General features: G+C 47.1%; 25 protein-coding genes. 17 read left to right on the top strand and 8 right to left on the bottom strand.

The genetic code is table 11. The features are described from left to right. Window positions 1-5: 5 nt before the first annotated feature. From L5L94_RS18100 to L5L94_RS18060, 9 genes are all read left to right on the top strand, one after another. On the top strand, window positions 6-1,295 hold the full coding sequence (locus L5L94_RS18100; protein WP_263164387.1) for an NAD(P)/FAD-dependent oxidoreductase: 1,290 nt from the start codon (window positions 6-8) through the stop codon (window positions 1,293-1,295). A gap of 4 nt (window positions 1,296-1,299) precedes the next feature. Further along, entirely contained in the window at window positions 1,300-2,064 is a 765-nt protein-coding gene (locus tag L5L94_RS18095) for a DUF3261 domain-containing protein (protein WP_173242750.1), read from the top strand. Window positions 2,065-2,110: 46 nt separating this feature from the next. Next, a complete protein-coding gene (locus tag L5L94_RS18090) occupies window positions 2,111-3,310 on the top strand; it encodes a beta-ketoacyl-[acyl-carrier-protein] synthase family protein (RefSeq protein ID WP_219251354.1) in 1,200 nt (399 codons plus the stop codon). A gap of 4 nt (window positions 3,311-3,314) precedes the next feature. Then, window positions 3,315-3,848, top strand: a complete 534-nt coding sequence (locus L5L94_RS18085; RefSeq protein ID WP_219251353.1) for a hotdog family protein — start codon at window positions 3,315-3,317, stop codon at window positions 3,846-3,848. 112 nt (window positions 3,849-3,960) lie between these two features. Continuing rightward, window positions 3,961-4,686, top strand: coding sequence for a 3-ketoacyl-ACP reductase FabG2 (locus L5L94_RS18080; RefSeq protein ID WP_263147783.1), 726 nt, complete (start codon window positions 3,961-3,963; stop codon window positions 4,684-4,686). Then, complete coding sequence (locus L5L94_RS18075; RefSeq protein ID WP_263147785.1) at window positions 4,687-5,955, top strand: beta-ketoacyl-ACP synthase; 1,269 nt, start codon at window positions 4,687-4,689, stop codon at window positions 5,953-5,955. 21 nt (window positions 5,956-5,976) lie between these two features. Continuing rightward, entirely contained in the window at window positions 5,977-6,720 is a 744-nt protein-coding gene (locus tag L5L94_RS18070) for a hypothetical protein (protein ID WP_263147787.1), read from the top strand. Window positions 6,721-7,329: 609 nt separating this feature from the next. Continuing rightward, a complete protein-coding gene (locus tag L5L94_RS18065; RefSeq protein WP_263147790.1) occupies window positions 7,330-7,839 on the top strand; it encodes a hypothetical protein in 510 nt (169 codons plus the stop codon). A gap of 165 nt (window positions 7,840-8,004) precedes the next feature. Beyond that, entirely contained in the window at window positions 8,005-8,481 is a 477-nt protein-coding gene (locus L5L94_RS18060) for a GNAT family N-acetyltransferase (protein WP_263164385.1), read from the top strand. Between the two features lie 51 nt (window positions 8,482-8,532). Here L5L94_RS18060 and L5L94_RS18055 read toward each other — a convergent pair whose 3' ends face one another. After that, a complete protein-coding gene (locus L5L94_RS18055) occupies window positions 8,533-9,720 on the bottom strand; it encodes a benzoate/H(+) symporter BenE family transporter (RefSeq protein ID WP_263164383.1) in 1,188 nt (395 codons plus the stop codon). A gap of 163 nt (window positions 9,721-9,883) precedes the next feature. Here L5L94_RS18055 and L5L94_RS18050 point away from each other — a divergent pair, with 163 nt between their 5' ends. From L5L94_RS18050 to L5L94_RS18040, 3 genes are all read left to right on the top strand, one after another. Continuing rightward, window positions 9,884-10,459 carry a helix-turn-helix domain-containing protein gene (locus tag L5L94_RS18050; protein WP_263164381.1) on the top strand — a complete coding sequence of 192 codons (576 nt, stop codon included), beginning with the start codon at window positions 9,884-9,886 and terminating at the stop codon, window positions 10,457-10,459. A 119-nt stretch (window positions 10,460-10,578) separates the two neighbouring features. After that, window positions 10,579-10,902, top strand: coding sequence for a rhodanese-like domain-containing protein (locus tag L5L94_RS18045; RefSeq protein WP_105251132.1), 324 nt, complete (start codon window positions 10,579-10,581; stop codon window positions 10,900-10,902). A 75-nt stretch (window positions 10,903-10,977) separates the two neighbouring features. After that, window positions 10,978-11,163, top strand: coding sequence for a hypothetical protein (locus tag L5L94_RS18040; RefSeq protein ID WP_263140776.1), 186 nt, complete (start codon window positions 10,978-10,980; stop codon window positions 11,161-11,163). Window positions 11,164-11,329: 166 nt separating this feature from the next. On the opposite strand, the gene azoR is transcribed toward L5L94_RS18040, so the two are convergent. The 6 genes from azoR to L5L94_RS18010 all read right to left on the bottom strand — a co-directional run bounded on the left by azoR (window position 11,330) and on the right by L5L94_RS18010 (window position 15,654). Then, the gene (gene azoR, locus L5L94_RS18035) at window positions 11,330-11,926 is read right to left on the bottom strand and encodes an FMN-dependent NADH-azoreductase (protein ID WP_105251130.1); all 597 of its coding nucleotides are present in this window, start codon (window positions 11,924-11,926) and stop codon (window positions 11,330-11,332) included. Window positions 11,927-12,107: 181 nt separating this feature from the next. Continuing rightward, window positions 12,108-12,545, bottom strand: coding sequence for a thioesterase domain-containing protein (locus L5L94_RS18030; protein ID WP_263164379.1), 438 nt, complete (start codon window positions 12,543-12,545; stop codon window positions 12,108-12,110). Window positions 12,546-12,637: 92 nt separating this feature from the next. Further along, window positions 12,638-13,075 (bottom strand): D-aminoacyl-tRNA deacylase, encoded by a 438-nt coding sequence (dtd, locus tag L5L94_RS18025; protein WP_131524019.1) that lies wholly within the window; start codon window positions 13,073-13,075, stop codon window positions 12,638-12,640. 16 nt (window positions 13,076-13,091) lie between these two features. Next, window positions 13,092-13,697 carry a hypothetical protein gene (locus tag L5L94_RS18020; protein WP_263164377.1) on the bottom strand — a complete coding sequence of 202 codons (606 nt, stop codon included), beginning with the start codon at window positions 13,695-13,697 and terminating at the stop codon, window positions 13,092-13,094. Next, window positions 13,694-14,647 carry an alpha/beta fold hydrolase gene (locus L5L94_RS18015; protein WP_263164376.1) on the bottom strand — a complete coding sequence of 318 codons (954 nt, stop codon included), beginning with the start codon at window positions 14,645-14,647 and terminating at the stop codon, window positions 13,694-13,696. The genes L5L94_RS18020 and L5L94_RS18015 overlap by 4 nt, the downstream gene beginning before the upstream one ends. Window positions 14,648-14,682: 35 nt before the next feature. Beyond that, window positions 14,683-15,654 carry a virulence factor BrkB family protein gene (locus tag L5L94_RS18010; protein ID WP_263164374.1) on the bottom strand — a complete coding sequence of 324 codons (972 nt, stop codon included), beginning with the start codon at window positions 15,652-15,654 and terminating at the stop codon, window positions 14,683-14,685. Between the two features lie 81 nt (window positions 15,655-15,735). Here L5L94_RS18010 and L5L94_RS18005 point away from each other — a divergent pair, with 81 nt between their 5' ends. The 5 genes from L5L94_RS18005 (at window position 15,736) to L5L94_RS17985 (ending at window position 20,299) form a co-directional block, all read left to right on the top strand. Next, window positions 15,736-15,957: a hypothetical protein gene (locus L5L94_RS18005; protein ID WP_263164372.1), complete on the top strand. Its 222-nt coding sequence runs from the start codon at window positions 15,736-15,738 to the stop codon at window positions 15,955-15,957. A 28-nt stretch (window positions 15,958-15,985) separates the two neighbouring features. Continuing rightward, window positions 15,986-16,639: a DUF2959 domain-containing protein gene (locus L5L94_RS18000; RefSeq protein WP_263164370.1), complete on the top strand. Its 654-nt coding sequence runs from the start codon at window positions 15,986-15,988 to the stop codon at window positions 16,637-16,639. A 266-nt stretch (window positions 16,640-16,905) separates the two neighbouring features. Then, window positions 16,906-18,120 (top strand): 4Fe-4S binding protein, encoded by a 1,215-nt coding sequence (locus tag L5L94_RS17995; RefSeq protein WP_105251123.1) that lies wholly within the window; start codon window positions 16,906-16,908, stop codon window positions 18,118-18,120. 282 nt (window positions 18,121-18,402) lie between these two features. Then, window positions 18,403-18,819, top strand: a complete 417-nt coding sequence (locus L5L94_RS17990) for a hypothetical protein (RefSeq protein WP_263164368.1) — start codon at window positions 18,403-18,405, stop codon at window positions 18,817-18,819. Between the two features lie 457 nt (window positions 18,820-19,276). After that, window positions 19,277-20,299, top strand: a complete 1,023-nt coding sequence (locus tag L5L94_RS17985) for a GGDEF domain-containing protein (RefSeq protein WP_263164366.1) — start codon at window positions 19,277-19,279, stop codon at window positions 20,297-20,299. Window positions 20,300-20,414: 115 nt separating this feature from the next. Here L5L94_RS17985 and typA read toward each other — a convergent pair whose 3' ends face one another. Continuing rightward, window positions 20,415-22,226, bottom strand: coding sequence for a translational GTPase TypA (gene typA, locus L5L94_RS17980; protein WP_105251119.1), 1,812 nt, complete (start codon window positions 22,224-22,226; stop codon window positions 20,415-20,417). Window positions 22,227-22,643 lie beyond the last annotated feature (417 nt).

Genomic DNA, 22,643 nt, shown 5'->3' with positions numbered 1-22,643 from the left:
TTTACATGCCTACACCCGCTCACGATTTATCGGCTATGCCAAATTCACTTGCCGTCGATGTGGCTATTATCGGCGCAGGACCTTCAGGCGCCATCGCCGCCAGCTTGCTACACCAACAAGGTAAGCGCGTGCTGGTGTTAGAAAAACAACATTTCCCCCGTTTCTCCATCGGTGAAAGTTTACTGCCCTGCTGCATGCAGTTTATCGAAGAAGCCGGCATGTTAGATGCGCTCAATGCCGCCGGATTCCAACATAAAAATGGCGCCGCCTTTCGTCGCAATGGCACTTACACTACCTTCGATTTTACCGATAAATTTACCCCAGGGCCGGGCACCACATTCCAAGTGCAGCGCGCCAGTTTTGATAAACTGTTAGCCGATACCGCCCAAAGCCAAGGGGTCGACATCCGCTACGGCGAAACCGTCGAGGCGATAGATTTAACCGAGAATCCATGCTTAATGGTGCGCAATGAACAGGGCGAGCTTTATCAAATCAGCGCCCAATATGTGCTTGATGCCAGTGGTTTTGGCCGTGTGTTACCCCGCTTGCTCGACTTAGAAAGTCCGTCTTGCCTACCACCGCGTAGCGCCATCTTTACCCATGTGGAAGACAACATCAGCGATCCTAACTTTGATCGAAATAAAATTTTAATCAGCGTCCACCCAGAGCATAAAGACATTTGGTATTGGCTCATTCCCTTTAGCAATGGCCGTTGCTCACTCGGCGTGGTTGCCGAACCGCAATTACTGGCGCGTTTACAAGGTTCGCTTGAGCAACAATTGATGAACATAGTCAATGAAGAACCAGGACTAAAAGCCCTACTGGCAAACGCTAAGGTGGTGCAAGAATGCGCCACTCTCAAGGGCTATTCCGCCAATGTGTCACGCCTTGCGACCGACAAGTTCGCCCTACTGGGTAATGCCGGTGAGTTCCTTGATCCGGTATTTTCCTCCGGCGTCACTATCGCCATGCAATCGGCATCGATGGCGGCAAAATGTGTGACTAAACAACTCAATGGCGAAACGGTTGACTGGCAAGCCGATTACTCAGCACCTTTAATGCAGGGGGTGAATACCTTCCGCACCTATGTGCAAGCTTGGTATGATGGCCGCTTTCAGGATGTGATCTTCTATGAAGAACCGAATCCACGCATCAAGCAAATGATTTGCTCGATTCTGGCGGGCTACGCTTGGGACCTCAATAATCCCTTCGTTAAAGACTCGGAGCGCCGCCTGAACATGGTGGTCGAATTGTGCCAAAACCAAGTTGCCATTCCTGAATTTGCAGAGGCGTAACCGCATGTCGCTCAACTTTAACGCGAAATGGCGAGTGTTCCCCGCGCTACTGATCATCAGTCTAGGGCTGACGGGATGTAGCGAACTGCTGTTCAGGCAAACCTGTGTCGGCCTCGCTAAAGACATGCGTTATTGCTTGGCGCCACTGCCCCATGATTTTGCCCCCGCAGCCGATAAGCCTCTGACTAAGCCGACGGCCAAACCTGCGGACATTAGCAGCCCGCAAACCGAGAGCAAAACGGGCGTATCCTCACCCCAATCCTTTAGCCAAAAGGTCAGCATTAAAGTGGGTGATAAGTCCCACGAACTGCTCACTCAATTAGAGTTAGAGGATGAGCGCATGACACTCGTTGGCTTAGCGCCACTCGGACAGGCTTTGTTTACCTTAGTTTATGATGGTAATACACTCAGCAGTGAACAAAGCGTGCTGCTAGGGGACAATTTTAAAGCTGAGTATTTAATGGCGATGATGCAACTGATCTATTGGCCTGAACAGAGTATTCGCGCCCATTTAGAAGGTGGTCATTTAGTCACAGGTCTTTGCGATACGGTTGGGGGAAATCAGGGCGATACGCTTATAGGCACCCGAGTGAATACAATCCCCTGTCGCCAGATCTATAGTCAAGATACCTTGATCAGTAAAAGCGGCCAGCAAACCCATGTGGTGCAAATCCGTTATCAGCAAAATATCGGCGATGCTCTTTGGCAAGCCCACATCAGCTTAACTATGCCACAAGCTAAATTTGAGCTAGAAATCGAACCTATTTAATCTGTTAGCATCCGCACTTAACTGTGCCATGGTAAAAAGACACACAATGATGAACAGAGTAGCTATTACACAGATTGGATTGTGTACCCCGCTAGGGCAAGATCCCCAGCAGGTTTTAGACCGCCTGATCGCCGGTGATACCAGTGCGATGCTGCGCAGTGACACTCTCCTGTTCGAGCACCCAACCTTAGTTGCCCCCGTGACGACAGCGCTACCAACCATTCCCGAAAAACTCATTCAGTTCGATTGCCGTAACAACCAATTACTGCTGTGCGCCGCACTGCAAATTGCGACCACAGTTGAACAAGCGAAACGGGATTTTGGTCATGCCCGTATTGGTGTTGTGCTAGGCACCAGCACGTCAGGGATTTCAAAAGGAGAAGCCGCGCTGAGCTACCGCAATCAACACGGATACTTTCCGGCGGATTACCACTATTTCCAGCAAGAGCTCGGCAGCACCAGCGACTTTTTACGCCAATATTTTGAGCTAGATGGCCCTTGCTACACAATTTCAACCGCCTGCTCATCCAGCGCCAAAGTGTTTGCCAGTGCCAAACGCCTATTACAGGCTAACCTCTGCGATATGGTGATTGTCGGCGGTGTCGACAGTTTATGCCAACTCACAGTCAATGGTTTTCACGCCTTAGAGTCTGTCTCGAAAGGCCACTGCAATCCTTTTAGCATCAACCGTGATGGCATCAATATCGGCGAAGGCGCGGCGCTTTTCGTCCTGACGTTGGGCGAGTCAGAGGTCATGCTAGCGGGTATTGGCGAGTCGAGCGATGCCCACCATATGTCGGCGCCACACCCCGAAGGCGAAGGCGCGATCAAAGCCATGCACGCGGCGTTGCAAGATGCACACATTGCAGCAAAAGACATTAGTTACATAAACTTACACGGTACAGCCACGCCTAAAAATGATGCGATGGAAAGCCGCGCCGTGGTTGAAGTGTTTGGCGTGAACACGCCCCCTTGTAGCTCGACCAAGCCCTTAGTCGGCCATACCTTAGGTGCCGCTGGCGCCATTGAAGCCGCCTTCTGTTATTTATTACTTTCAGCACATAATCACGGCAAAGCCCTGCCGCCCCACCAATGGGACGGACAAGTCGATCCACAGGATCCGTCCATTGCCTTAGTCGAGCGCCATCAAGTCGCCGCTAAGGGCGCGCTTAATTATGTGATGAGCAATTCCTTCGCCTTTGGCGGCAGCAATGCCAGCCTGATTTTCTGCCGTAACGAGGCCTAGTACCATGCAGTTACTTAAGATCAATAAACCCTTTGCCGAACAGGATATTGCCGATTTTATTCCCCATAGGGCACCGATGATTTTGCTCGATAAAATCATTGGCTATCGGCGCGATAACCTAGAGACCGAAGTCACTATCACGGCCAAGAGCCCTTATTTCGATGATAAACATCGAGCTGTACCCAATTATGTGGGTATCGAATATATGGCCCAAAGTATTGCCGCCCTTGCTGGGGTTGAGGCAAAGCTTCGCAATGATAAAATCCGCGTCGGTTTTCTATTGGGATCGCGCAAATTAACCTTGTATGCAAAGCAATATGAGCTCGGGCGCACCTATCGCACCCAAGTCAGCCGCCTCTATCAAGAGGAATCGGGATTAGCGGTATTCGATTGCCAAATTTATCTGCTGCCCGAAGCCGGCACTGAGCTAGAAAAGAGCTTAGTGGCCCAAGCCAATGTGAACGTGTTCCAACCTCAGGACACACAAGCCTATCTTGCAGGCAATCAAGACGCGGCAAATAGAAGCCTTGGGCACTAAAGCAATAATGTAGATAAAAAAGCCTTAAAGCGCCTTAACAAGCGACCTTTTTACCATAAATACATGAAACCCCATACCGACACATAACGATAAAATGGGGTGGAGAAAACAGATGAATAACAGAGTATTAGTTACCGGTTCGAGCCGCGGCATTGGTAAAGCCATCGCCCTAAAACTCGCCGCGGCAGGTTTCGATATCGCCCTGCATTACCACTGTAACCAAGCGGCTGCCGATGACACTGCCGCGCAAATCCGCGCGCTTGGGGTGAATGTGAGCCTGCTGAAATTTGATGTCGCCGACCGCGCCAGCGTCAGAGCCGCCATTGAAGCCGACATCGAGGCCAATGGTGCCTATTATGGCGTGATCCTCAATGCTGGCATCAACCGCGATACCGCCTTTCCCGCCATGACAGAAAGCGAGTGGGACAGCGTCATCCACACTAACTTAGACGGCTTTTATAATGTCATCCACCCCTGCGTCATGCCTATGGTACAAGGCCGCAAGGGCGGGCGCATCATCACCTTAGCTTCGGTTTCTGGGATTGCGGGCAACCGTGGCCAAGTCAATTACAGCGCCTCAAAAGCGGGTATTATCGGCGCAACTAAGGCATTGTCATTAGAACTAGCAAAACGCAAAATTACCGTCAACTGTATCGCTCCCGGCTTGATTGAAACCGACATGGTGGCCGATATTCCTAAGGATATGGTCGAGCAATTAGTGCCGATGCGCCGCATGGGTAAACCGAGTGAAATCGCCGCCTTAGCCGCATTTTTAATGTCTGACGATGCCGCCTATATCACTCGCCAAGTGATATCGGTCAATGGAGGCATGATCTAAATGAGCGAGCCGACAAATCAAACCCGCTTAGGGAAACGAGTGGTTGTCACTGGCATTGGCGGCATTACCGCCCTGGGCCATGATTGGGAGGCGATAGCGGCGAGCCTTAAGGCGCAGAAAAACTGTGTCGTTACTATGGGTGACTGGGATAAATACGATGGCCTCAATACCCGCTTAGCCGCGCCCATTAACGACTTTGAAGTGCCAAGCCATTATTCGCGCAAGAAAATTCGTTCTATGGGTCGGGTTTCTATCATGGCGACCCGCGCCAGTGAACTTGCATTAATCGATGCGGGATTGTTGGACGATCCTATCGTGTCCTCGGGTGAAATGGGTATCGCCTATGGCTCGTCCACTGGCAGTACCGATGCCATCATCGCCTTTGGCGATATGTTGAAAACCGGTGATATGTCGGGCGTCACCGCCACGAGTTATATCCGCATGATGGCACACACCACAGCGGTGAATGTGGGGGTATTTTTCGGCTTAAAAGGCCGAATTCACACCACTAGCAGCGCCTGTACCTCGGGGAGCCAAGGCATAGGTTACGCCTATGAAGCCATCAAATACGGTCATCAAACCTTAATGTTGGCGGGCGGCGGCGAAGAACTCTGCCCCACAGAAGCTGTCGTGTTCGATACCCTGTTTGCCACTAGCACTAAAAACAGCACCCCCGAACTCACGCCACGCCCCTTCGATGTGAGCCGTGATGGCCTCGTGATTGGCGAAGGTGCTTGTACACTGGTACTCGAAGAGCTAGAACACGCCAAGGCGCGCGGTGCCAAGATTTACGCTGAGTTAGTCGGTTTTGGCACGAATTCAGATGGCCAACACGTCACCCAACCAAACGCGCAGACCATGGAAATCGCCATCAGGTTGGCCCTCAAAGACGCACAGCTTGAGCCTAGCGCCATAGGTTATGTGAACGCCCATGGTACGGCAACGGATCGCGGTGACATCGCCGAAAGCCACGCGACCCATGCAGTTTTTGGTGCTGGTATGCCGATTTCATCCCTTAAAAGCTACACGGGCCACACCTTAGGTGCATGCGGCGCGTTAGAGGCTTGGGTGAGTATTGAGATGATGAATGCGGGCTGGTTTGCGCCGACACTTAATCTTGAAAGTATCGACCCACAATGCGCCGATTTGGACTATATCCGTAGTGATTTACGTCCAATCGATACAGATTATGTGATGAGTAATAATTTCGCCTTTGGCGGTATTAATACCTCGCTGATTTTTAAACGCTGGGCCAATAACAACATATAAAAACCACATAAGGACATCACCATGAAACCACTCTTTGCAGGTATGCTGCTTAGCATCAGTTTATTAAGCTCGCCTTTATTGGCTCAGGAATATACGGTTGAAACCTATCAAGAAATCTTTAAGGGTGATAACCAATTCAAGCAAAAAGAAGCCATTGAATCACTCACCATCACTGGTTTATCCGATCCTGCCATTTTTGATGCGCTCGAAGCAAAGCTACTCGCATCTTTGCCCCAAGCCACTGAAAAAAATGCCATTGACTACAGTGCTTGGTTAGTCAAAGGCTTAGCTTATTCAGGCAATGATAAGTACAGCGAAACCATCAACAAGATTGTTAATGGTGATTATCCTAAAAAACTCAAAAAATACGCAGGTCAAGCTTTAGAAAACATAACGATATATAAAAAATGGAATGCGATTCTTGCGGATAAAAGCCAATATACTGCCGATCAAAGTCAGCAAAATAATGCCTTCGCCAATGCCCTACGCAGCAATGATTTAGAATTAATGCGTCTCGCGGCTAAACGCATCATAGATGACCGCCAGTACGATGATTTTATCCTAGCCGTACTCAGTAACGAATTGAAAACACCACGCTTAATGGCCGATGACAAACTCGCCATCGATACCTATGCCAACATGGCAAAAGCGCTAGCTAGTTCAGGGAATACCGCTTACCGCAATGTGATTGAAAATATGGCAACCGCGAGCTCAAACAAAAAACTCAAAAACTACGCCGAGAGTTATTTGAAGAAATACTACTAAACCTACCCATTTTACGCTTAATCGAGTAAATCATGGCCGAGCTTATCCTCGGCCATTTTTATATCCGTTTGGATCACTTTTTAAATTACTGTTGGCCTTAGCGTTTGCTGATATTCGCCTATACAGGCTTGCCATGACATTCACTCACAACACTGTGAAAGAAACCTAGGGAATCTAAGTTGATAAACGAAAGTTACGGAAGGCGAAGAGGCAGTTAAACATAGATATTGTTCAGAGTGAGGCCAACCATGGTACCGGCTCGACGACACGCAGCAAGTCCATCCCTGGATGCTCGACCGCCCCGTCCATGGGGCGGACGGTCGTCTCGCCAATCACCATGGTTTGCCTTTCGAGCATTAGTGTAATCTGTAGGCTTACAAAGACGCGAGCTAACATTTAATAACTGCAAACTTCGCTAACCAAATTTTACAACATCTAGTTAGGTAATTATTCGTTGTGAGCAAGATGTATATTTCAGAGTGTAGCTGTACGACTTTCATGCACATATGATAGGAAATGGTGATTAATTTCAAATTAAATCTACTGATATTGTAATCAAGTAAAGATAGCGATATCTTGCCTTACTCTTACTTTATTGGAAATTGTGGCATGTTTAACTGGATTACTCCTGAAATCATTATTGCTATTTCGTCAGTATTTATTGCACTGTTTGCCTTAGTTGCAACGATTTGGCAGGGTAAGATGACAAAGAAACATAATAAATTATCCGTTAAACCAATCCTTAACTGTAGAGTTGAAATATCAAATCACTGCGAGAAAATAGGAGTTCATTTCACTAACGATGGCATTGGACCGGCGGTTATTACTTCAGCGAAGATAAAACGGAATAATAAAGAATTTAGCTTGGGAGATTTTAGATATCTAGGATTATTTCCTGAATTAAGAAATGAGCATTTTCATTTCAATCTTTTGGGTATCCCAGGCACTATTTTACCTTCACAATCACAATGGCTTTTTTCTACAAATGAACATAAGAATGGCTTTGTCAAGATTAATGATCTTATTTCAGCATTAAATGAAGTAAATATTGAAATAAAATATGAATCAATGTATGAAGATAAATTTACTTTTTTAAGAAAAATTGAGCCTCCACAATAGTCCTATCTTGAGAGATGTACGGCTCAACATTCAACTGATACCTTTTCTACTCCCTAGTTTTGTGGCCTAACATTTGCTTATCTACAACGGCGCATTGGCAAACAGATAACAAAGCAATGACGCCATTATGGATAAGCCACAATTATAGGGAGTAACCGATCTGCCATGAAATCCACCATAAGAGCCATGAAAATCACCTTAGATGACCTTAAAGGGCCTGAGATTGCGGCTTTACTGCAGGAACACCTCAACGATATGCGGGCAACCTCACCGCCTGAAAGTGTGCACGCATTAGATCTTGATGGCCTGCGTCAGCCCAATATTCGCTTTTGGACCCTATGGGATGGCAATAATTTAGCGGGCTGCGGTGCACTAAAATGGTTAGATGCCGAGCACGCCGAGATCAAATCTATGCGCACCGCCGCGCCCTATAAGCAACAGGGCATAGCTTCTAAGATATTGCAGCACTTGATTAACGATGCCAAAAGCGCTGGCGTCAAACGCCTGAGTCTAGAGACAGGTTCGATGAACTTCTTCAATCCTGCCCGCCTGCTCTACTGCAAATTTGGTTTTGAAATCTGTGGCCCCTTCGACGGCTACCAACTCGACCCCAATAGCGTGTTTATGACGAAGAGAATCTAAAACACATGCGCCTTAGTGTTTGAAATTCATCTCTAAGGTGCTTTGCTGCAGTTAAGTATTCGCTCGCTTAACTACTGATGCAGTTCTGTGCCCGTTCCACCAATGGATAATAAACCCAAGCAACAGTCCCCAAAATGCGCTGCCGATACCCAGCACACTAAAACCCGATGCAGTGACCAAGAAAGTGATCACCGCGACTTCGCGATCTTCCGTTTTAGCTAATGCGGCGGTCAGGCTATTGGCGATAGTGCCGAGCAAGGCTAATCCGGCGATGGCCAGGACTAACTCCTTCGGGAAAGCAGAAAACAGGCCAACCACAGTGGCGCCCAATAACCCAGTGATAAAGTAAAATACCCCGCCCCACACCGCAGCCCAGTAACGGGTCGCGGGATTCGGATCTGCTTCTTTACCCATACAAATCGCCGCTGTGATAGCGGATAAGTTAAAGGCAAAACCGCCAAAGGGCGCGAGGATAACCCCGATTAGCCCTGTGCTCGTGATCAAAGGTGAAATGGGCGGCCTGTAGCCATTACCATGCAGCGCAGCAACGCCCGGCATATTTTGCGAGGCCATAGTCACTACAAACAGCGGCAGCGCCACGCCAATCACACTCGCCAACGAAAACTCAGGTGTAGTCCACACGGGCATCGCCAGTTGCAGCTGAACGGCATCTAGCTTGAGTAAATCTAATTGAAAACTCATACCTATACCCACCAACAAGGTCAGTAAGATGATGTAACGCGGCGCAAAAGGCTTAACGATGACAAACACCAACAGCATGATCAATATCAGACTCAGCTGGGTTTGCATCGCCTGAAATAGCCCTAGCCCAAATTGCAATAAGATCCCCGCCAACATGGCGGAAGCCACCGACTGCGGCATGACACGGATAAGCTTATCCATCCAGCCCGCAACACCGCAAAGGGTGATTAGAATTGAACTCACCAGAAAAGCGCCTATGGCTTGGTTTACGCTCAACCCCGCTAAGCTCGTCACCATTAGCGCTGCGCCCGGTGTAGACCAAGCCGTTAGAATAGGATTCTTGTAGTAAAGCGATAACCCTATGCTGGTCACGCCCATGCCCACACCTAAAGCCCACAGCCATGAACTGATCTGTGCCGGTGTCGCCCCCACAGCCTCCGCTGCTTGAAAGATGATCACAGCCGAGCTGCTATAACCCACTAATACCGCAATAAATCCCGCTGATATTTTTGATAAACTCCCTGCATCTCGCCACATATCCACTCCCTTTCTCTGCAATTGATGTCGCCATTACTTTGTGCGCTATAACTTATAAAATGAACAAGATAGCTTTTGTGCGCTATAACGTACGAGATGGACAAGATAACACCTGTGCGTTATAACGTACAAACTAAATTTTCATAAAAATGATGGGGCCATTGTGCAGACGATAAACAGCTATCTCGCCACCACGCTTAAAGCACTTCGCAACCAAAAGGGATGGAGTTTAGATAAAGCCGCCCAAGAGACGGGCGTGAGTAAGGCCATGATAGGACAAATCGAGCGCGGTGAATCAAGCCCAACCATTGCGACGCTGTGGAAAATTGCCAGTGGATTCAATATCTCGCTGTCGACCTTTCTCGAACCCACGCCCCAGAGCCAAGGCGCAGTATTCCGTAAGCCCGACGACTTACGCCAACAACCCGCCACCGACGGCATGCTAGTCGCCTCACTCTTCCCCTTTGAAGAGCGCTTCGGTTTCGAGATGTTTGAACTGACCCTGCTGCCAAACTATCAGCGCCTTTCTGAGCCCCATGAAACGGGTGTCACTGAGCATGTCATTGTCTTGAGCGGTACTATGGAAGTGCTAGTCGATGGCGAGTGGCAAACACTCAACCAAGGTGAAGCAGTACGATTTGCGGCCGACAAACCCCATGGCTATCGCAATCTCAACGAGCAAGCCGTGGTATTCCACGACATCATTCACTATCAACGAGCTAATGTGTCTAGCCTCTAACTACTTGTCTAGTGCCGGCAATGCCAAAAACCATTCACTGCCGATAATTTGCAACGCTTGCACACGCCAATTCATTAGAATAAACTTATTGAAAATTTTCTAATGGTAGGAGCAATGCTATGTTTCAATCTTTACTGGCTAAGTTATCCGGCAGCCACTCGGGCGAAAAATGTTGGCAATTGATTGAGCAAGGCGCACGGGTGATTGATGTGCGTTCACCAGAGGAATTTGCCTCCGGTCACTTGCCCCAAGCCATTAATGTGCCATTGCCAACGCTCGACCAATGGTTACACCAAGTCGACAATAAGCAACATCCCTTCGTGCTCTACTGTGGCGCAGGGATTCGAGCACAAAAGGGCTGCGACATTCTCAAGGCCAATGGCTTTAGCTGCGTAGTAAATGGTGGTTCGCTTAAAGATTTAGTCTGCTGCCAGCCGAGCTAATTTAAGCCTTGGTTGTACGGCGCTAATCAGGCCAGTCTGTATATTGCGATGACTTAAATATCTGCGAGGTGGTGTATGCATAAAACAAATCATGCCAAAGCGTTACAGTTTGAAGCCACACAGAGTAACACTGCTGAAAAGCCGCTTGAAACTGAACGCCATACACGCTTTAGCATCAGTCGTAATCGCGACCAAGCCAGCACTAAGATGCGTTATGTTGAGACAAGCACCCTCGCCAAAGGCTGCAGCCTTTGCGAATAAGAGCTAAGCGTGCCACTTAAAACTAGCCGCTCGAGTCCAGCCGCTCAAACCTACCCACTTAAGCCAAGCGTGCTTAGCTGAAATGCACATACAAAAATGCCAGCCTATTAAGGGCTGGCATTATTTATTCAGCTAAATCAAATGACTCAGCTAATCAATGGGACAATTAAGCTTTCAGCTGATCGATACTGTGTTTCGCTTCGCCCATGCCTTTATCGTGTGCTTCAGGGCCCATATTCAGTGCTTCGGCGTAAACCACTTCAACATTGGTGATACCCATAAAGCCTAAAACCGTTTTCAAGTAAGGTACAACGTGATCCGTTGGGCCATCTTTGTGAGCGCCGCCACGGGTCGTCACCAACACAGCGCGTTTACCTTCCACTAATCCTTTTGGACCTGTTTCAGTATAAGTAAAAGTCACACCGGCACGGGCGACAAAATCGATCCAGTTTTTAAGTTGAACCGGAATCGTAAAGTTGTACATAGGTGCAGCGATAACAATCGTATCGTTCGCTTTTAATTCAGCGACTAAGGTATCTGATAAGGCGAGCATTTCTTGCTGACGTGCCGATAATTCTGCACCACCGCGTAACCCAGAAGCGATTTCACCGTCTACCATAGGTAGTACGTCTTTACCGCCTAAATCACGCACTGTAATAGCGGCGCCTTGGGTTTCCCAGTGACTCGCTAAGTGATCAATTAACACGGCAGATTGTGAATAACCGCCAAGAATGCTTGATTTTAAAATTAAGACTTTAGACATAATCTGCTCCGAAAATAGGTAAATGACTCAGAGTCAGATGGAATATCTCAACTCTATGACGCTAGTGTATTAGCCCATAAAAAAGAAATAAAGCGGATAAAATCTGAGATTAGCTTCGATTTTTTAGAAAGGTTATACATCACCTTCGACGTACAGATACACTAAATTGCTTTCGACGCATTCATACTTTCGACGTACTAACATACAGGCCTTCAAAAACCGCACACAATGAATCCATACAATACAATTGCACTTCCAGCTTCACCTTAACTCTGCGCCCCCTTTGTAACGGGCTGAGATCCACATCTGGCCATTGTACTTTTACCACAGGGTCACAAGTCACAGGAGCAAGATAACGAATATGGGCATCGGCGAGCACAATATCACCCGCCACGCCCACTAACTGCTGATTTAGCCACACGGCACCCCAGCCTGTTAAGGTCATCAAGGTATAAATGCTGCCCGCAAACATGGTCTGATGCAGATTAATATTGGGCGTCATCGGCGCTGTGACTCGAAATTCTCCCTCGCTGTAATCGAGTGGCACTATCTGCATAAACTCGCTAACGGGGATCGTACTATGCCAAGTCTGACGTAATTTAATAAGCAATTGATCCATATGCATTCCCCTTAATACTCCCTCTTAGTACAAGCGACATTGAGTATGCCTAGCATCCCATCACCTAGACCCCTTAAACATCACGATAGAAGCTACACCTGCAGATTAAAGGTCACTGGGCCATCATTGACTAAGGACACTTGCATATCGGCGCCGAACTGTCCGGTTTCTGTGTGAACGCCCTTAGCGCGGCAGAATGCGACAAACTCTTCATACAAGCCTAAGGCTTGTTCCGGCGTACCCGCCCCTGAAAAACTCGGCCTCAAGCCACGACCCGTATCGGCAGCCAAGGTAAATTGTGACACGACTAACAAAGACCCACCGACTTGTTCTAGATTGAGATTCATCTTGCCATTTTCATCGGAAAAAACGCGATAACTCATGACTTTAGTCGCCAACTTTTCCATCTTCTCGCGGGTATCTTCTTGCTCGACACCGAGCAGAACCAACAAGCCTTTATTGATTTCACCTAGGGTTTGGTTATCAACCACCACACTGGCGCGACTCACTCTTTGAATTAAAGCAATCACAACTTTTCCTTTTAGATTAAGGCTTAACGGGAACCATTTGCGGCATTAGCGGTAGCGGGCGGATATATTGCTCTACGCCATCAGGCAAAGATTGTACGACCTGCGCTAAGCCGCCGTTCGTCCACAGCATAAAGCGACGTAATTCTTCTATTTCGATACGGTCGGCAAAGGTCACTGTACCTTGCACTTGAATCACTGCGCCTTGGTCCAACAACACAAACTTGGCAAAATTAAGCTTCTGATTCAAGGTGCCAATCACGGCAGGCAACTCTTGGCTAGCCTGCAATTGCGGGTGCACAGCATAGAAGCGATTCATTAAAATACGGTCAATGCCCGCTGAATTGATACTCGGCTCAAGCAAGAATTGGTTATTGCCAAACTGCACAGCAACTTTAGTCGGCGCAACTTGGGTGGCCAGATAATTTGCGTTAATCAGCGCTTGGTACAAGCGATCAGCGGCAGTTTCATTGGTCAACCCACCGAGTTCAACAACTTTGGGCGCGACAGGGGCACTCACGACCTCCTGAGTCGCCACTGGGTCAATCGTGCTGGTTTGCGAGGGCGCCGTAGCGGCACAGGCGGTTAATCCGAGTAAACTGGCACTGATGAGCAATGTTTTCATTGTATTTCCCTTTGATGTATCCACGACCACATAGCATGGATTTCTGCTGTGACCGCCAAAAACAGAGACTCACTATTGAGCATATGTCCGCCATCGACAACAGATTGAATTGTAATAGCATGCTCCAACCCAGCCAAAAAATCGCGTAATAGCGTCGCTGGGCAAATCGCATCCTGCATTCCTTGCAATAACACACTACGCGCCTTCACTCTAGGCGTCACGCGCTGTAACACATTCATGGCATTGAAGTAATTATGTCGAGCAAAGTGTAACTCGATATTGGCTAATGCTAATACGGATTCGGGTAACAGCCTTGGTAGCACTAACCTCGCCCCCGCAAGCTGCAACTCCCACTGTACCCAACGCCGCGCAAAATGGTATCGCACATTTTCATCGGCCGATGCCAAACCTAGATGATATGAATCTAGTAATTCAATCAGCGATAACTGAGCCGGAAAAATGTCATTGAAGAGTCGATAAGCAGCAGGTTGCAATTTTGCCGCGCCGTCAGCGCCATAGAGCCAGTCGAGACCTTCTTTGGATGGAATAAATAACGCCCACAGTACCTGTGCAATCACCCGCTCTGGGAATAATCCGCTGTAAATTAAGCCTAATGTGGCCCCAAAAGAGCCACCGGCTAAACACCAACGCTCAATACCCAATGCAAGGCGAATCGCCTCAATATCGCTAATCAAACCAGTGAGATGGTTGTTGGCTAAATCGCCAAAGGGTAAAGATTGCCCAGAACCGCGTTGATCTAAAAGCAAAATCCAATATTGATCGCCATTAAATAAAGCTAAATCACCGATATCACAACCCGCTCCTGGACCGCCGTGCAAATACAGCAGCGGGATACCTTGTGGATTACCGTATTGCGCCAGATGCAATTGCTGACCATTGCCAACGTTAAACCAGTCGCGACGGATAAAAGATGGGAAGGATTCAGGCATTCAGTGTCATCGCCATTAATAATCCTCTAATGGGGTCATTCAGATTTAGCCACCGCCTTGAGTGCCGTCACCTCAGCCGAAGTTAACACCGCAGCGGAATTTTCTTGGGAGGCATTTTCTAGGGGCTTAGGATTCAGAGCGGTTTCGTCATCATCTGAGCTCGACTCATAATCTAAATATTCAGGCATCGCGGCGGTAATTTCCGCGCCGAGTAATACTATCATCCACGATAAATACACCCAGACAAAGATAATGGGGATCACGGCTAAAGCACCATAAATCGCTTCATAACTCGGAAACTGAGTGACATACAAAGCAAAGGCTTTTTTGCCTAACTCAAACAAGATTGCGGCAACAATCGCCCCTAATAGTGCATGTAGAAACTTCACTTTTTGATTAGGCACCACCATATACAACAGCAAGAATGCCGCAACTGAGAACAGCATGGGCAAACGCTCAAGAAACACGGGCACCACACCCGACAACTGACCGTCAAAGACCTTCAATGACACCACGTAGGAAGTGGCGACCAAACTGGCCCCCACCAATACCGGGCCCAAAGTGATGACCATCCAATACATAGAAAAAGCCACCACCACTGAACGCTTCTCTTTAGTACGCCAAATGTTATTAAGCGATTTATCAATGGCAGAAATCAGCAAAATGGCAACCACAACTAAGGCCGCAATCCCAACCGCAGTCCCCTTAGAGGCATTGGCCACAAACTCATTGATATACACTTGCACTGTGTCGCCAGCGGCGGGTAAAAAATTCTGATAAACGAAACCTTCTATCTGTCCACGTATCCCCTTAAATACCGGAAAAGCTGACAGCATAGACATAGTCACCGCCACCATAGGCACGAGTGACAACAGTGTGACATAGGCTAAATGTCCGGCGCGGATATTGATTTGATCTTCAACTAAACGCCGTCTCAAATGCAGCAGGAATTGCCAGATCCCGAGGAATAAGGCGCGAATTTGTGCCAGTTCTATCTTCTTAGTCACGGGTTTCTCTTGATTCTGTTGGTATAGACTCGTTATCTTCGTACAATAAACGCTTAATTTACAAGTCTAAGGAGTGAATTGATGTCTCAACAAGGATCTGCAGGTAACGTTATTTCCGCTATTGCTAGCCTATTTTTTCCTGGGCTAGGCCAATTATTGCAAGGCAGAATAATGGCCGCACTGTTATTTTTCATTATCACAGTGGTGGGTTATGCCCTCTGGTGGCTGATTGTGCCCGCGATAATAGGTGCTATCTTTCATCTGTGGAGCATTATCGATGCGGCGCGATTTAAAGCCGATTAATTAATTTCATTCAGCGACGGAACACCCAATGAAAAGACTGATAGCTTCAGGGCTGATTGCCACAAGTCTCCTGCTTAGTGGTTGCCAGAGTGCCTACTACGGCGCAATGGAAAAGGTCGGTTACCATAAACGCGATATTATGGTCGACAGAGTTAAAGATGCGAAAAAATCCCAACAGGATGCTCAAAAAGAGTTCAGCTCTGCCCTAGAAGAAATGCAAGCACTGCTCAATTACAGTGATGGCAACTTAGAAAAAGCCTATAGCAGAGCCAAAGATGAATACGAATCGGCTCAAAGTGCCGCCGATAACGTCAGCAACCGCATCAATAAAGTCGAAGATGTAGCCGAAGCCCTGTTCGATGAGTGGCAAAATGAAATTAGCGAGATCAGTAAAGCCAACCTACGCCGCAACAGTGAAACTAAACTCAAAGAAACACGCCGCGCCTATGAACAATTGATTAAAAGTATGCGCCGTGCCGAGTCGAAAATGCCGCCGATTCTCACCGCTATGAAAGACAATATGCTGTATCTCAAGCATAACTTAAACGCCCAAGCCATTGGTGCGATTAAAAGCGAATTTGCGAGTCTGCAAACCGATATTTCGGCCCTGATTAAAGAGATGAACACCTCGATTAACGAATCGAGCAAATTTATCGAAGCACTCGAAAAATCAAAAAATTAATCCAAATGCCCCACTGAACGCCTAAGCCCTAGCAAAATAAATTGCTGGGGCTTTTTATTCTTTGTGTGACCTCGCACGCTGTCCCTGCAAGCCATACTTTATTTGTGCAAGACTAAAACACTTAGCTTTGTGAGCTATGGCGCGCTTTAATTGATTGATAGCGCGAATCTTAGATCTGACGCACAATTTCACTTATTACTCAAAAACTTATCCTCAGTTCACCACTCAGAGCCTGTACTTGTAACTTATTAGCTGTATTCATCACTATGACTTTTATCGAATCACTCACGCTGATGTTGGCACTCATGTATCTCGCCTCCCTCAGCTATTGGAGCGGCCAGAAATGGGGCGCTGTCGCCACTCTGTTGCTCAGTATCGGTGCGGTGGCAATGAGTCTTTATTGGCCACTGGCTCTCGGGCTTCTTATTGCACTACCACTGATGCTACTTGGGCATAAATTTGCGCCTGATGCACTCAAGGGTGAAATTAAAATCAATACCCTTCGTGAAGGGACTCAACATGTCTTAGCGCTATCGCTCTTGCTGGTTGCCATACAATACACAATCAATACCGTACTGCTTAAGCAAGGAATCACACCTTGGCTAATGCGCCCCGACGTAGTCGATGCCTTTTTACCGATTGCGGGTGGCATTGAGCTTAAAGCCATTATCAGCCTCAATTTGTGGGATCAAACCCATCCTGCGGCAGCAGTCATGCTAGCGGCGGTATTACTCACAGGTTTACTCTGCAAGCGGGCATTTTGCGGTTGGGCTTGCCCATTAGGTTTGGCAGGGGAATACCTGTATTCCTTTAGAAAACGCTTTATTAAATCAGAGCTTACACCACCTGCTTGGCTAGATTGGCCACTGCGAATGTTGAAATATCTATTACTCCTAGCACTTTGCTACATAGTCATTGGTATGCCAGCACAATCCATCCCCCATTATCTTGAAGGTAATTATCATAAGATTGCCGACTTGAAGATGGCATTATTCTTCCTAACACCCAGCCTAATCACGCTACTGGTATTTGCGCTGATCCTCGCTTTAGCGGCATGGCGTCGTCAGGGATTCTGCCGTTACTTGTGTCCCTATGGCGCTATGCTTGGGATCTTAAGCTTTGCAAGCCCATTAAAAATTCGCCGCAATACCCAGCACTGTCTTATCGAAGCAAAAGGGATGAAATGCGACAAGTGTACCCGCGCTTGCCCAGCAAACATCATAGTGCACACTAAAACCACGGTTCGCAGTGACGAGTGCCAAGCCTGCATGCGCTGTGTCGCGGCTTGCCCTAAATCCGCCGCCCTCGGCCTTGGACTGAAATCTGGCCACAGACTCGGTCATAAGGGATTGCTCGCATTAGTGCTCATCGCATTATTTATCCTACCGCTGGGCGCTTACTTAGCGGGGTTCTGGCATAGCCAAACACCAGACAACATCCGCATGGAATTGATCCAAGTGATTAATAGAATTGGGCACTAGAATACGCGACATCACTAGAACACCTAAAATGACACATATGACGGGATCCAATTGCGATGGAATAAAACACTAACGAAATTTGAAAACAGCAGCAGATAAGACTAGAAAACCTCAAAATGGAAACCTTTAGGTACAACTAAAGGTTGACCCACTTAGTAGGAGCAATCTGAAAGGATTAAAATAAAATCATATAGAACAGATGCTTAATTGACACAAAATCTAATTACTGGTCTAATTCGCGCGCATTTAATAAAGGAATGTATTAACCAAAGGAATTATTGTGTGAAAAAATCATTATTGATCGCTCTTACTGCTCTGCCATTATTTGCTTATGCTGGCCCATTCGATTCAATCGTTAAATCAGCAACTCAATCTGTCACTGACACAGTGAATGATACGGCAACCAATGCGTTAGACAGCGCAACGAATGAAGCGATTAAAAATACATTCGGCATTAAAGAAGGCACAACCAAGCAAACAATCACTGAAAAATTAGGTGCGCCTGCTAGCACTTATAATGAAGCGGATCTAGAAGTTTGGGCCTATGATCTTAGTGCGTTAAATGCAGCTTCTCCAATGCTGGCAGAAACCACTAAGACTTTGCTGAAAGATAATGAAGTCGCTCAGAAAAATGTGACTATCAGCTTCAAAGGTGAAAGTGTCAATGCGGTAAAATTGGCAGATAAAGCTAAATCATAAGTTTGACTGCTCACTCGATAGGGCTCTAAGTCCTATCGAGTATCCCGATGTCCTCGGTCGCACCACAGCGATGATAGGCGTCAGCAATAAAGCCACTGCCAAGTAATACTATCCAGAAAAGACCTCACCTGCCGTCCAGTGACACACTCAGCTAACGCAATCCAGTAACCTATCAGCAGCCCATGCTAAGCAATACCAACAAGCTTTGCCTGATTTTGAACCAACCCAACAGGCTGTGTTAAATAATACTTGGGCTAAATGATACATTAAGTGAATGCAAAACAATTTTGTCTCACAAAACATACTGCAGATAATGGCTTACATCACTCTCTGCAGTATTTTTAATATATACGTCATAAAATTGATTACAATCAGGCAACAGCTAGACTTTATCGCAGATAATATTCCTATACGGATATTAGAAAAATGGTTTTATGTTCCCCAACGGAGCTAACCTATGCGACCCGACCGACAGCAATTGATCCATTCGTTATTTGACGAATATATTGAGATGTATGCCTCCCGTGATGACAGGCTAACTCGTCGCTTTAGTGATAACTTTAGCGGCTATGCAGGGAGCAGTGATCAGCTTGTCACCAGCAGAGAAGAATGGGTGCTAATCACTCGTCAGGACTTTGCACAAGTGCCTGAGCGAATCCACATCGAAATGTTAGATCTTTCTTTACAAGACCTTGCCGACAACCTCGTGGTTGTGACTGCCTTTTTTCATATCCACTTACCGATCCCTAATCCTATGCTTTCCCGCGAGACAGCACGGCTAGTGTTGATATTTCACCGAGAAAACAACGACTGGATGATTGTCCACAGCGGCATATCCATCCCCTACGGCTTAGCCCACAAAGGGGAAATTTACCCGATTGCGCGATTAGAGGAACGTAACGTCGAACTTGAATCCATGATCACAGCTCGAACTAGTGAACTGGCAGAAGCCAATAGGCAACTTGAAATACTCAGCAATACCGACGGTTTAACCAATATCGGCAATCGCCGCCTATTTGACATGATGTTACAAACGGAGTGGAGTCGGGGACAAAGGAGCAATTCCTCACTGGCCCTAATCATGCTCGATATTGACCACTTTAAACAATTTAACGATCACTATGGGCACCTCGCCGGAGACGATTGCCTTAAACAATTAGCGAGTACACTGTCCCAGTCCGGTCGCAGAGCGGGCGAATTAGTCGCTCGCTACGGCGGCGAAGAATTTGTCATTCTATTACCAAATGTCGATAATCAAACCGTACTTGAGACAGCACAGCACATCCATCAACTGATCCAAGCCATTGCCATTCCGCATGCAAATACCGACCTTGGGATTGTAACAGTGAGCGCAGGCGTCGCCTATCTGCAACCCTCTAACAAACAAAATGCTTTAGAACTCGTTCGCCAAGCGGACGCCGCCCTCTACCGCGCAAAATCCGCAGGGCGCAATTGCATACGGGTGATGGATGAGGACTAATAATACCCATTACTCAATTTATCCCAACAAAAAGCCCTGCACAGTTTCCTATGCAGGGCTTTTTAAACCGATTGACTCACCTTAAGGGCGTGTCACCTGAATTAACAGGCTGGCATTAACCGCGGTTAAAGCGCTTACGATCGTTTTCAGTCAAGTGTCTCTTACGAACACGAATGTTCTTAGGCGTTACTTCAACTAATTCATCATCATCGATGAACTCAAGCGCTTGCTCAAGTGTCATTGTGATTGGCGTAGTCAACACTTGGGCTTCGTCAGTACCAGAAGCACGCATGTTGGTCAGCTGCTTACCTTTCAAACAGTTAACTGTCAGATCGTTTGAGCGAGCGTGAATACCAACCACTTGGCCTTCGTATACTTCAGCGGCATGGCCGATAAAGAGACGACCGCGATCTTGTAGACCGAACAGTGCGAAGGTCAATGCCTTACCCGTTGCGTTAGAGATCAATACGCCGTTAGCGCGTTGACCGATATCGCCACCTTTATGTGGACCGTAATGGTCGAATGAGTGATAAATTAGACCAGTACCAGAAGTCGCAGTCATAAACTCAGTTTGGAAACCGATTAAACCACGGCTTGGGATGATGAAGTCGATACGTACACGACCTTTACCATCAAGCTGCATGTCTTTCATTTCAGCTTTACGGGTACCTAATTTCTCGATTACTGTGCCTTGATCTTCTTCTTCAACGTCAACAGTCAAGGTTTCAAATGGTTCACACAGTTCACCGTCGATAGTTTTCAGAATAACTTCTGGACGTGATACGGCTAACTCGTAACCTTCACGACGCATGTTTTCAATCAAGATTGATAAATGCAATTCACCACGGCCAGATACACGGAAGCGATCTGGACTTTCTGTTTCTTCAACACGCAGTGCCACGTTGTGGACTAATTCTGTTTGCAGACGCTCCAGAATGTTACGTGAAGTCACATACTTACCTTCTTTACCTGCAAAAGGTGAAGTATTAACTTGGAAAGTCATGGTCAGAGTAGGTTCATCAACAGTCAAAGGTGGCATAGCTTCTACTGCACCAACGGCACAGATAGTGTCAGAAATTTTCAGCTCGCCTAAACCAGTGATAGCAACGATGTCGCCAGCGTTAGCAATTTCAACTTCAGTACGGTCTAGACCCATGTAACCTAATACTTGGCCCATTTTACCGTTACGAGTTTTGCCATCAGCGCCAATAATAGTCACTTGTTGGTTCGTTTTCACGCTACCACGCTTGATGCGGCCGATACCGATAACACCCACGTATGAGTTGTAGTCGATTTGCGAAATTTGCATCTGGAACGCGCCTTCGGCGTCAGCATCTGGGAAAGATACTTTTTCAACGATAGTTTGGAACAGCGGCGTCATATCATCGCTCGCTACATCCGGATCTAAAGTTGCAAAACCGTTTAACGCAGAAGCGTAAACGATTGGGAAATCTAGCTGCTCGTCAGTTGCACCTAAGTTATCGAACAGGTCGAATACTTGGTCAATAACCCAATCTGGGCGTGCACCTGGACGGTCAATTTTGTTGATAACAACGATTGGCTTTAGGCCTTGAGCAAACGCTTTCTTCGTTACGAAGCGAGTTTGTGGCATTGGACCGTCAACGGCATCAACTAGCAATAATACTGAGTCAACCATAGACAGAACACGCTCAACCTCACCACCGAAATCGGCGTGGCCTGGGGTATCAACAATGTTAATACGGTAGTCGTTCCACTTGATGGCAGTATTCTTTGCCAGAATCGTGATCCCACGTTCCTTTTCAAGATCGTTGGAGTCCATCACCCGCTCAGTGGCTTCTCCTCGGGTTGCAAGGGTGCCTGACTGTGACAGCAACTTGTCTACCAGGGTCGTTTTGCCATGGTCAACGTGTGCAATAATGGCGATGTTACGTAAATTCTCTAGCACGGATAAACCTCTTACCATCAAACAAAAATAGGGATATTTCAGTAATTCGTTATGGTGATCGAGCTCGATCTACCACAATAAAAAGCGTGCCATTCTACTCCAGAGCGGCCTTGGCGCACAGGATTATTTTTGAACACTTATAAAACAATTCGCCAATCCTTGGGTAATTTCCGCCAATCATCCACTGAATGAAATCCTCTATAGCCAGAGTTAACGCTCTGTTTAATTGCCATATTCGTAGGAAAAATTCGAGTTAAGCAGCTGAATTTGCTATTTTTCGTATTCAATGTTAGCACTGCTAATGTCGATTTAAGCATCAGCAAAATCGACTTAGATACAGAGAAATTACCACGTGAACACACTGCAATAAATTCTGCGGCACACTTAATCTAACGTTCATGTTGGCGTTTACACCCG

Source organism: Shewanella sp. SM21, assembly GCF_025654335.1.
GTDB classification, from domain to species: domain Bacteria; phylum Pseudomonadota; class Gammaproteobacteria; order Enterobacterales; family Shewanellaceae; genus Shewanella; species Shewanella oncorhynchi.
The sequence above is the reverse complement of the archived record's forward strand: the minus strand, read 5'-3'. Positions and strand labels throughout refer to the sequence as shown.

Coding starts and splice junctions, on each gene's coding strand:
- L5L94_RS18100 (WP_263164387.1), top strand. CDS start 6: ATGCCTACACCCGCTCACGATTTATCGGCTATGCCAAATTCACTTGCC.
- L5L94_RS18095 (WP_173242750.1), top strand. CDS start 1,300: ATGTCGCTCAACTTTAACGCGAAATGGCGAGTGTTCCCCGCGCTACTG.
- L5L94_RS18090 (WP_219251354.1), top strand. CDS start 2,111: ATGATGAACAGAGTAGCTATTACACAGATTGGATTGTGTACCCCGCTA.
- L5L94_RS18085 (WP_219251353.1), top strand. CDS start 3,315: ATGCAGTTACTTAAGATCAATAAACCCTTTGCCGAACAGGATATTGCC.
- L5L94_RS18080 (WP_263147783.1), top strand. CDS start 3,961: ATGAATAACAGAGTATTAGTTACCGGTTCGAGCCGCGGCATTGGTAAA.
- L5L94_RS18075 (WP_263147785.1), top strand. CDS start 4,687: ATGAGCGAGCCGACAAATCAAACCCGCTTAGGGAAACGAGTGGTTGTC.
- L5L94_RS18070 (WP_263147787.1), top strand. CDS start 5,977: ATGAAACCACTCTTTGCAGGTATGCTGCTTAGCATCAGTTTATTAAGC.
- L5L94_RS18065 (WP_263147790.1), top strand. CDS start 7,330: ATGTTTAACTGGATTACTCCTGAAATCATTATTGCTATTTCGTCAGTA.
- L5L94_RS18060 (WP_263164385.1), top strand. CDS start 8,005: ATGAAATCCACCATAAGAGCCATGAAAATCACCTTAGATGACCTTAAA.
- L5L94_RS18055 (WP_263164383.1), bottom strand. CDS start 9,720: ATGTGGCGAGATGCAGGGAGTTTATCAAAAATATCAGCGGGATTTATT.
- L5L94_RS18045 (WP_105251132.1), top strand. CDS start 10,579: ATGTTTCAATCTTTACTGGCTAAGTTATCCGGCAGCCACTCGGGCGAA.
- L5L94_RS18040 (WP_263140776.1), top strand. CDS start 10,978: ATGCATAAAACAAATCATGCCAAAGCGTTACAGTTTGAAGCCACACAG.
- azoR (WP_105251130.1), bottom strand. CDS start 11,926: ATGTCTAAAGTCTTAATTTTAAAATCAAGCATTCTTGGCGGTTATTCA.
- L5L94_RS18030 (WP_263164379.1), bottom strand. CDS start 12,545: ATGGATCAATTGCTTATTAAATTACGTCAGACTTGGCATAGTACGATC.
- L5L94_RS18020 (WP_263164377.1), bottom strand. CDS start 13,697: ATGAAAACATTGCTCATCAGTGCCAGTTTACTCGGATTAACCGCCTGT.
- L5L94_RS18015 (WP_263164376.1), bottom strand. CDS start 14,647: ATGCCTGAATCCTTCCCATCTTTTATCCGTCGCGACTGGTTTAACGTT.
- L5L94_RS18005 (WP_263164372.1), top strand. CDS start 15,736: ATGTCTCAACAAGGATCTGCAGGTAACGTTATTTCCGCTATTGCTAGC.
- L5L94_RS18000 (WP_263164370.1), top strand. CDS start 15,986: ATGAAAAGACTGATAGCTTCAGGGCTGATTGCCACAAGTCTCCTGCTT.
- L5L94_RS17995 (WP_105251123.1), top strand. CDS start 16,906: ATGACTTTTATCGAATCACTCACGCTGATGTTGGCACTCATGTATCTC.
- L5L94_RS17985 (WP_263164366.1), top strand. CDS start 19,277: ATGCGACCCGACCGACAGCAATTGATCCATTCGTTATTTGACGAATAT.